General features: G+C 65.9%; 7 protein-coding genes. 3 read left to right on the top strand and 4 right to left on the bottom strand.

Translation table 11 applies throughout. The features are described 5' to 3' along the window. Positions 1 to 62 precede the first annotated feature (62 nt). Complete coding sequence (locus SP5_RS02525; RefSeq protein WP_042483621.1) at positions 63 to 1,094, bottom strand: glycosylasparaginase; 1,032 nt, start codon at positions 1,092 to 1,094, stop codon at positions 63 to 65. A 345-nt stretch (positions 1,095 to 1,439) separates the two neighbouring features. On the opposite strand from SP5_RS02525, the gene SP5_RS02520 reads away from it, so the two are divergent. Beyond that, entirely contained in the window at positions 1,440 to 4,490 is a 3,051-nt protein-coding gene (locus tag SP5_RS02520; protein WP_052811377.1) for a TonB-dependent receptor domain-containing protein, read from the top strand. 223 nt (positions 4,491 to 4,713) lie between these two features. Here the strand turns inward: SP5_RS02520 and SP5_RS02515 are convergent, their stop codons facing one another. From SP5_RS02515 to SP5_RS02505, 3 genes are read right to left on the bottom strand one after another with little or no spacing between them, the layout of a single operon-like run. Then, positions 4,714 to 5,655, bottom strand: coding sequence for a Gfo/Idh/MocA family protein (locus SP5_RS02515; protein ID WP_042483619.1), 942 nt, complete (start codon positions 5,653 to 5,655; stop codon positions 4,714 to 4,716). Between the two features lie 5 nt (positions 5,656 to 5,660). Further along, positions 5,661 to 6,290, bottom strand: a complete 630-nt coding sequence (locus SP5_RS02510; RefSeq protein ID WP_042483617.1) for a 2-dehydro-3-deoxy-6-phosphogalactonate aldolase — start codon at positions 6,288 to 6,290, stop codon at positions 5,661 to 5,663. Continuing rightward, positions 6,287 to 7,177, bottom strand: coding sequence for a 2-dehydro-3-deoxygalactonokinase (locus SP5_RS02505; RefSeq protein WP_042483634.1), 891 nt, complete (start codon positions 7,175 to 7,177; stop codon positions 6,287 to 6,289). The genes SP5_RS02510 and SP5_RS02505 overlap by 4 nt, the downstream gene beginning before the upstream one ends. A gap of 544 nt (positions 7,178 to 7,721) precedes the next feature. Between SP5_RS02505 and mqo the strand changes: the two genes are divergently transcribed. Next, on the top strand, positions 7,722 to 9,365 hold the full coding sequence (gene mqo, locus SP5_RS02500; protein ID WP_245613375.1) for a malate dehydrogenase (quinone): 1,644 nt from the start codon (positions 7,722 to 7,724) through the stop codon (positions 9,363 to 9,365). Positions 9,366 to 9,557: 192 nt separating this feature from the next. After that, complete coding sequence (locus SP5_RS02495) at positions 9,558 to 10,052, top strand: free L-methionine (R)-S-oxide reductase MsrC (RefSeq protein ID WP_042483616.1); 495 nt, start codon at positions 9,558 to 9,560, stop codon at positions 10,050 to 10,052. Positions 10,053 to 10,105: the final 53 nt, after the last annotated feature.

The raw sequence follows: 10,105 nt of genomic DNA, 5'->3' as shown, positions 1-10,105 counted from the left end.
GTGGGGCGATCCCCCTCCACCGCTCTGCGAGCGGTCCCCCTCCCCGCACCGGGGAGGATCGTTCACGCCTCGAACAGCGACGGCGCCTTCTCAACCCGCGTCTTTCCGGTCGCATCCGTCACCGCATAGGTAAAGCCCGGCAACAGGCAGAAGGCCCCGATCCGCCCGCGTATATCCATCGCCAGGAAGCCGACCTGCACGCCCTTGATCGCATCGCCGCGCAAGGATGCGATATGGCGGGCGGCTTCCTCGCATGCCGCCTGCGGGCTCATCCCGTGTCGCATCGAGGCGACGACGCGCGCGGTCCCGACGGTGCGGGTGACTTCCTCGCCCAGCCCGGTGGAGGTCGCACCGCCCACGCCGCGCTCGACATAGAGGCCCGAGCCGACCTGCGGCGAGTCCCCGACGCGCCCGCGCATCTTGAACGCCATGCCCGAGGTGGTGCAGGCGCCCGCCATCCGGCCGCCGGCATCGCGCGCCAGCATCCCGATCGTGTCATGGTCCAGCGCACCGCCCGGCGTTCCGGGCCGCCCTGCGCCATAGGTGCCGGTCTCGCTATTGGCGACCGGCCTGTAGTTTTGCGTCTTCAACCAGTCACGCCACGCCTTTTCCGCCTCCGGGGTGAGCAGGTTGACGCGCGGAAAGCCCCGGTCGCGGGCGAAGCGCGTCGCGCCCTCGCCGACCAGGAAAGTATGGGGGGTATGCTCCATCACCGCGCGCGCGACGGAGATGGCGTGGACGGTATCCTCCAGCGCGGCGACCGCGCCGACGCCGCCCGCATCGTCCATGATGACCGCATCCAGCGTCACATGGCCGTCGCGATCGGGATAACCACTATAGCCGACTGAATGGTTGTTCGGATCGGCCTCCGGCACCATCACCCCCGCTTCGACCATATCCAATAGCGATCCGCCGCTGCGCCCCTTGGCGAAGGCGGCGTCATTGGCGGGCGCGCCGAAGTCCCAGGTGGAGACGATCATCGCCCCTGGGGCGGCCGTCGCCCTGGCCAGCGCACGCATTGGCGCCGCCAAGCCCGCGCCAATGCCCGCAAGCGAGACAACCCCGCCCAGAAAACCCCGTCGACCCTCGATCATGCCCGCTCCGCTTCGCCATTCATGCTCGTCTGATTGTGCGGTTACTCGTGCCCGGCGGCAAGTCCGATTGACGAACCTATGTGACACCAATTTTATCGTGTGATTCAGAAATTAGATAAGGAAGGGGCTATCCTCACGGCGAAGCAGTGTCGGTGAACCGATCATGGCATGTAATTCAGGATATTGAAAACATTGCGGATTGTGTCTTTTTGGTTACATGTTTGGGGCAAAGGTGGCGTCCGGGCTAGATAGGTATGGTTTAGGTATTGACCAAATGGGGTAAAAAATCTGTTTTCCTTCCCGGCGCCCGACAATCAGACTCAGCCTTGGGCCCAGGGGAGACGTATGAAGATCCAGCATTCCGCATCGTGGCTGGCGCTATCCGCCGCATCGATGCTGTTCGCCGCGCCCGCCATCGCGCAGCAGGTCGGCGCCACCAGCGCCCAGACCGCGGCCGATCAGGCCTCCAACCCAAATCCTGGAACGATCAGCGCCGACGCGGCCGCGACCCGGTCCGCCGCGATCTCGGGCACGCCGCAGGCCGCCAGCAGCGGCGACGTGGTCGTTACCGGTACCCGCATCACCCGTCCCAACCTCGCCTCCGCCGCGCCGATCACCTCGGTCACGCGCCAGGACATCCAGGCGCAGGCCGCGGTCAATGTCGAGGACGTGCTGAACCGCCTGCCGCAGGTCGCGCCCGACAGCCAGCAGACCTATAACGACTCCGACGGTCGCCAGCGGATCAAGCTGCGCAGCCTGGGCTTCGAGCGGACGCTGGTCCTGATCGATGGCAAGCGCCTGGGCACCCAGAACGGCCAGGACGTCGGCATCATCCCGACCTCGCTGCTCCAGCGCGTCGACGTGCTGACCGGCGGCGCGTCGTCGGTTTACGGTTCGGACGCGGTCGCGGGCGTCGTCAACTTCGTCCTGCGCAAGGATTTCGAGGGCGTTCAGCTCGACGCCAATTACAATTTCTTCAATCACAACAACAAGGACACGATCGTCTCGCCGCTGGCGCGCGCGGCGGGCTTCGGCAGCCCGCGCGGCCTGACCAACGATGGCGGCCGGGCCGACCTGACCCTGACGGCGGGCACCAAGCTGCTCGACGACAAGCTGCATGTCAGCGGCTTCGTCAACTATCGCCAGACCAACGAGATCGCGCTCACCTCGCGCTCGAACGCGGGCTGCTACCTGACCCAGCTGACACTGAACGGCCCGCTGTCTTGCGGCCTGACGCCCAGCAGCTCGACCAGTGGCCTGATCACCCCCGGCGCCGGCCCGAACAAGGGCGCGCAGCTGGTCAACAATCCCGACGGCTCGCGCACCTTCGTACCGTTCGCCGCAGGCCCCGGCAACGCGTCCAACTATTTCAGCGGCTATGCCTATCAGCGGCCGTCCGAGCGGGTGAATGCGGGCGGCTTCGTCACGCTCGACCTCGCGCCGGAAGCTGAGCTCTATGCCTCGGGCATCTGGTTCCGCGACAAGTCGTATACCGACTATCCGACGATCGCGAGCGGCACCGTCAACGTCAACTGCAATAATCCCTATCTGTCGGGCTCGCAGGCGACCACGATCGGCTGCGGCACCGGCGTGGGCAGCGTGCCCGTCACTCTGGCCTATCGCCTGGGTGAGAATAACGATCGTCCCGACACCTTCATCAACACCGGCCTGCGCCTGACCGGCGGCGTTCGCGGCAAGGTGGGCGATGCGTGGACCTATGACGTCGGCGGCGTCTATGCCCGCAACCATCAGGACTATATCCCCAGCATCCGCATCCCCGGCAATTTGCAGAACGCGGTCAATGTCGGCGGTACGCAGGCCAACCCGACCTGCGCCAATGGTGCAGCCGGTTGCGTGCCTTTCGACATCTTCAGCGCGGGCAATACCAACCCAGCCCTGATTAACTATCTGTTCGGCAACGGCACCAACCAGACGATCGGCACGCTGTACGACGTGCAGGCGAACGTCACGGGCGACTTGACCAGCTATGGCATCACTTCGCCCTTCGCGGAGCAGGGTCTGGCGATCGCGCTGGGCACCGAATATCGCAAGGACACGCTGAAGTCGCGCGCCGACACCGCCTATCTGAACGCGGTCGGCGGGACCGACACCGATCTTAGTCAGGACGTGATCGAAGCCAATATCGAGGTCCAGGCCCCGCTGATCCAGCACAAGCCATTCGCCGAGCTGGTGCAGGTCAATGGCGGCTATCGCGTATCGAAGTACAGCAGCAACCCGAAGTCGTTCAACACCTGGAAGATCGAGGGTGTGTACGCGCCGGTGAGCGACATCACCTTCCGCGCCTCGTTCAACAAGGCGCAGCGCGCGCCGACCGTGGTCGAGATCCGCCAGGCGACCAACATTGCGTTCGCGAATGGCGGTTCGGGCACCTTCACCGACTTCTGCGCGCCCACGCCGATCCCCGGCCCGAACGGCGTCACCTATGGCGCGCCGATCGCATCGCGTGAGGTTTGCCGCGCGACCGGCTTGTCGGACGCGCTGTACAACAGCCAGAGCCTGTTGTGCAGCAACGGCACCGCGCCCAATGGCAGCGCCGCTTGCTCGGTACGTTCGGGTGGCTTCACCGCCGACCCCGAAACCGCCTATACCCAGACCTATGGCCTGGTCCTGAAGCCGCGCTTCGTGCGTGGGCTGGTCTTCTCGGTCGACCGTTACCGGATCAAGATCGACAACTCGCTCGGCTATAACGACTACAGCTATTACACCGATGGCTGTCTGCGTTCGGGCGGCGACCAGTTCTTCTGTCAGGGCATTGTCCGCAACCCGACCACCGGCCAGCTGTTCAACGGCGGCTATATCCGCCAGGGCACGACCAACTATTACACCTCGGTCGCGCAAGGCTGGGACTTCCAGGCGCAATATGCGCTGAACCTGGAATCGATCGGTCGCCTGGACTTCGGCTTCAACGGCTCGCTGACCACCAATGCCGGTGGTCAGGACTCCCCGCTCCAGCCGAACCGCAACTGCGCGGGCTATTACGGCAATGGTTGCGGCCAGCTGATCCCGAAGTGGAGCCATGGCCTGCGCACCACCTACACCACCGAAGACAAGAAGTTCAGCGCGTCGTTTAACTGGCGTTATGTCGGTTCGCTGACCAACGCCAACAACTCGGGCGATCCGGCGATCGGCGGCACCGCGGCGCGGGCGCTGACCGACTATTACCGTGTCGCTCCGCAGAACTATTTCGACCTGGCGCTCAATTTCGCGATCGCCAAGCAGTTCTCGCTGCGCCTGATCGCGAACAACCTGCTCGACCGGGCCGCGCCGATCGTGCCGGATTCCTACAATATCAGCCTGGCACGCACGAACACCATCCCGCAGCGTTACGATTCGCTGGGTCGCAACATCGCGATCGGGACCACGATCAACTTCTGATCCCTCCCCCGGCGGGGTGCTTCGGCATCCCGCCAATCCTCGAACTGAAAAGGCCGGTCGTCCTGCTGGACAACCGGCCTTGTTTTTTGGCTTGGATGGGGCGTGCACGTCGACTTCGCTCAGTGCGAACGGAGTTTTGTGCAACTTCTCAACATCCGTTCAGCCTGAGCGAAGTCGAAGGCCACGGGAATGGTTTTCCGACTTCGCCCAAGGTGAGCGGCCCTTACTCCACGAAGTCTTCCACCTCACGCCGCTTGCCGCGCATGAAGGCGTCCGCGACGTGGCGCAGCGGTGCGATGTCGACATCCGAACGGCCGCCCTGCACCAGCGCGGCGAAGCGTGCGTACAGGCCCGGATATTCGCCGTGCAGCCCTTCCTGCTCATGCGGAGTCGAGCCGTCGGGCAGGGTCAGCACCGCGCCGCCCTCGGCCAGCTTCAGCGTGCCGTCAGTCGTCTCGACGACGATGTCCCAGCTCTGATGGCCTTCCTGCCGCCAGTCGAGGTCGAGCGTCACCGGCGTGCCCTCGGTCGTGCGGAATGCCACATCGGCGGCGATCGGCGCATCGCGATTGGCGGGGAAGTCCAGCGTCGCGCGTTCGATGAAGAAAGGCTGCGGCATGATGTGCGTCGCGATCGACAGCGCGTTGATGCCCGGATCGAACACGCCGAAGCCGCCCGCTTCCCAGATCCAGGCCTGGCCCGGATGCCATTGGCGCACATCCTCGCGCCAGGTGATCGCGGCCGACGTGACCTTGCGGGTCGACAGCCATTCGCGCGCAGGCTCGACGCCCAGCGCGTAGCGCGAGTGCCAGCTGGCGAACAGGGTCACGTTGGCCTTGGCCGCCAGTTCCTCCAGCACGGCCACTTCGGCCAGCGTTGCGCCCGGCGGCTTTTCGAGGAAGACGTGCCAGTTGTTCGCCAGCGCGGCGGCGGCGATGGCGTGGCGGACCTGCGGCGGGGTGCACAGCGCCACCGCATCGACCTTCACATCGCTCTTGGCCAGTGCGTCGATGTCGTGGAAATGCGGCACGCCCTCGACGCCGCCCGGCGAGCGGCTGACGGTGGCGACCAGCTCGAAGGCCGGGTTGCCGGCGATGGCGGGGACATGCTGGTCATGGGCGATCTTGCCCATGCCGACCAGCGCGAGACGGATCGTGTCGGTCATCGGTATCAGCGTGCCTTTTCGACATAGGCGCGCGCCGACACGGCGACATCCGCCGCCGGCTTGCCCGCGCGATAAAGGTTGGAGCCCAGGCCGAACCCGTCCGCGCCGTGCGCGCGCCATTCGGCCATGTTGTCGGGGGTGATGCCGCCGACCGCCAGCACCGCGACGTCGCGCGGCAGGACGGCGCGCTGCGCCTTGAGGAAGGTGGGCGAGGCGCCTTCGGCCGGGAACAGCTTCAGGCCGTGCGCCCCGGCCTTCAAGGCGGCGAACGCTTCGGACGGGGTGAAATAGCCGGGTAGCGAGATCAGGCCCTGCGCGACGCTATGCGCGATGACTTGCGTATCGGTGTTGGGCGAGACGATCAGCGTACCGCCCGCCGCCTTCACTCGGTCGACCTGTTCGGTGGTCAGCACGGTGCCTGCGCCGACGATCGCCTTGTCCCCGACATGCGCCGAGATGGCGGCGATGCTGTCATAAGGCTGGGGCGAGTTGAGCGGCACCTCGATCAGGGTGAAGCCCGCCTCGACCAGCGCGGCGGCGACGGGGATCGCCTCGTCGGGCGTCAGGCCGCGCAGGATGGCGACCAGCGGGCAGGCGGCGAAGGCCTTGGAAAAGCTTTGGGCGGGGTCGGTCATGACAAATGCTCCCGAATGGCGTGGAGACCGGCGAGGAAACCGGCATGGCTGTCGAGTGCGACGACGGTGCCGCCGCGTTGCTGGATTCCGATGGTGTAGAGGTCGGCGAGCAGCCCGCTCGACAACAGATGGACGGTGCCGCCCTCGATATCGGGCACCGCGCCGATGTCGCTGCCGATCAGGAGCCCGCTGGCATAGGCCGCCGCGTCCTCTGCCGCGATCCGGCCGAGCAGCACCGAGGCACGTACGCCGAACAGCGCCGCCGTCAGGTCGCACGCGCCGCTGCCTCGCGCCAGGCCGTCGCGAAAGGCGGGACCGTCCGCGACCGGGCCGTCGAGCATGCCCGCAAGGATGCCATGTCCCTTGACCAGGGCGAACAGCTCTCCGGTCATGGTGGTGGCGAAGTCGGCGATCCGGCCATCGGCGACATACACCCATTTGTTGTGCGTACCGGGCTGCGCGAACAATGCGTCGGCGGGGGCGAGGCCCGCTGCCACCGCGCCGAGCACCTGCACCTCCTCGCCGCGCATGACGTCGGCACGGGTTTCGGTCAGCAGCGAGACGCCGGGGACGATGGTGACGTCTGCGTCTTCGATCCGCGTCGCGGCCCGGGCCAGGCTGGCGAGATCGGCGGGGGCAGGGACATAGGCCGCCTCGCGCCAGCCGCGCGTCGAGCCGACCATGCCCGCCGCGATGACCGGCAACTCGCCGAAGCGCATGCGGATCGCGGCGATTTCAGCCGGATAATCCTCCGCCCTCATCGCCAGTACGCCGCGATCGTCGCGCACCGTGTCCAGCATCGTGCCATCGGCGGCGATGACATAGCAGCGTCGGTTGGTCGTACCCCAATCGATCGCGATATAGGCGGGCGTCACGTCTGATGGCACGGCGGGCACGCCCTCTCCTGAATTTTTTCTATTCAGATTTGTAGGACAATATGACGTGCCACGCAAGCGGGCCGCTCAAGGCTTTTTGAGCGGTTTGCCGAACAACCGCTCAAAGGGGTGGGCGGGAATCAGCACAACTTCGATGGTCCTTAATATATTAAGACGCATTATTGATAATCATGCCTGGACGGGTAGTAATCGGTTTGCCATTTGCACCGACAAACCAGCCGAACGGCGGATTTTGCCGACATGGACAGTCGAACAGACTCGGCTATGCGGATGACAGGCACACGAAAGCGAACATTGGGATGAGGATCGGAAGGCCGGTTGTGGCCGCTTTTCCGCCCGCACGATCGCGTCTGGCGGAAGGGCTGCGCCCGATTTTGGACATCGGGGCCATGCGGTTCGTCGCGACCATCGGTTGCCGACAGCACGGATGCCCCCCATCGAGAAGGCGTCGAACATGCAGAGTGACGATCGAAACCAGCGCAGCCCAGCGCGCGCTTCCGAAGCAGCCGCCCAAAGCGGGATTTCCCGGCGTGCGATGATGGGCTCCGCGCTGGCCGCGACGACGGCGGCGGTCGCGCCCTTCGCGGCGGACGCGGCGGGTTCAGAGCATAAGGTCGACGTGCTGCTGATCGGCGGCGGCATCATGAGCGCGACGCTGGGCGTCCTCCTGCGCGAACTGGAGCCGAACTGGACGATCGAGCTGGTCGAACGGCTGGACAAGGTTGCCGAGGAAAGCTCCAACGGCTGGAACAATGCGGGCACCGGCCACTCGGCGCTGTGCGAGCTGAACTACACGCCGGTCAACGAGGCGGACGGCAAGGTCGAGATCAAAAAGGCGATCGAGATCAACGAGCAGTTCCAGGTCACGCGCCAGTTCCTCAGCCACCAGCTGCGCACCGGCGTGCTGAAGAACCCGCGCAGCTTCATCAACTCGACCCCGCACATGAACCTGGTCTGGGGCGACGAGAATGTCGCCTTCCTGCAAAAGCGTCATGCCGCGCTGCTCGCCAGCCCGCTCTTCTCGGGCATGGAATTCACCACCGATCCGCGCCAGATCGCCCAGTGGGTGCCGCTGATGATCGAGGGGCGCAAGGCCGGGCAGAAGATCGCCGCGACCCGCTCGGTGCTGGGCACGGATTGCGAATGGGGTGAGGTGACCCGTCAGTATATCCGTTCGCTCCAGGGGCAGCCGGGGGTGACGCTGACCACCGGCCACGAGGTCCGCTCGCTCGAACGCAACGCCGACGGCACGTGGCGCGTGACCGCGCGCGATCGCAAGACCGACGAAAAGCGCATCATCACCGCCCGCTTCGTCTTTGCGGGGGCGGGTGGCGGCGCGCTGCCCATCCTGCAAAAGTCGGGCATCCCCGAGGGCGACGATTATGCGGGCTTCCCGGTCGGCGGATCGTTTCTGGTCGCCGATAACCCCGCCATCGCCAAGCGGCACATGGCCAAGGTTTACGGCAAGGCCTCGACCGGATCGCCGCCCATGTCGGTGCCGCATCTCGACACCCGTTACCTGAACGGCAAGCAGGTGCTGTTGTTCGGCCCGTTTGCGACCTTCTCGACCAAGTTTCTGAAGGAAGGCTCCTATTTCGACCTCCCCAAGTCGGTGACGCTGGACAATTTCCGCCCGATGCTGGCGGTGGGCTGGGACGAGTTCTCGCTGGTCGAATATCTGGCCGGGCAGCTGATGATGAGCCAGGACGACCGGATGAACGCGCTGCGGGAATATTTCCCGAACGCCAAGGACGGCGACTGGCGGCTTTGGCAGGCCGGACAGCGGGTGCAGATCATCAAGCGCGATCCCAAGAAGGGCGGCGTGCTGAAGCTGGGCACCGAGATCGTGGCATCCAAGGACGGCTCGATCGCCGCGCTGCTGGGGGCGTCGCCGGGGGCCTCGACCGCGCCCTCGATCATGCTGAACCTCATCAAGAAGGTCTTCCCCGATCGCCTCGCCACCCCGGCCTGGCAGGCCAAGATCCGCGAGATCGTGCCGAGCTATGGCACCGCGCTGAACGAGGATCGCGATCTGCTGGCGCATGAATGGGCCGCGACCGCGGAGACCCTGCAATTGGCGCTCGCCCCGCCGCCGGTCAGCGCACCCGCGACCACCGAAGCACCGCGTCCCGAAGCCACGCGGATCAGCCCCAACCGGCATCCCGATCTGGCACTCTGATCGGGTATGGCCCCTCCCCTGAAGGGGAGGGGTTTGGGGTGGGGCCTCGCCTCAGGCGTAGCGCCTGTTGAAGCGCCTCACCCCCCGGCCCCTCCCCTGAAGGGGAGGGGAGATCACTGTTCGTCCTCACGCCAAGTCGAAAGTGATCGCCCGGGGATGACGGATGCCGCCCGTCGTCCTACATCCCGGATCATGTACCAGTTCGACATCGCCGCCGGATCGAAGGCAGAGCTTTACCGCGATCTCCACGCCGCGCTCGACGCGCTCACCGCCGGGGAGGGGGATGCGGTCGCCAACATGGCCAATGCCGCCTCGCTGATCTGGCAGTATCTGCCCGATCTCAACTGGGCGGGATTCTATCGCATGGTCGGTGGCGAGCTGGTGCTCGGGCCGTTTCAGGGCAAGGCGGCCTGTATCCGCATCCCGGTCGGCAAGGGCGTGTGTGGCACCGCCGTCGCGGAGGCGCGGACGCAGCGTGTGGCCGATGTCCATGCCTTTCCCGGCCACATCGCCTGCGATGCCGCCAGCCGCTCGGAACTGGTCGTGCCGGTGCTTCTGGACGGCACGGTCATCGGCGTGCTCGACCTGGACAGCCCCGAACCGGGCCGGTTCGACGAAGAGGATCAGGCGGGCTGCGAGGCGCTGATGACGCTGCTCGCGCCGCGTCTCGCCGCCATGGCGGGCTGACCCGTTTCGGGACGGGTGGCACTGCTATCGATACAGGCAGGGCACTGGTATCA

This window comes from Sphingomonas parapaucimobilis NBRC 15100 (assembly GCF_000787715.1).
GTDB lineage: Bacteria > Pseudomonadota > Alphaproteobacteria > Sphingomonadales > Sphingomonadaceae > Sphingomonas > Sphingomonas parapaucimobilis.
The sequence above is the reverse complement of the archived record's forward strand: the minus strand, read 5'-3'. Positions and strand labels throughout refer to the sequence as shown.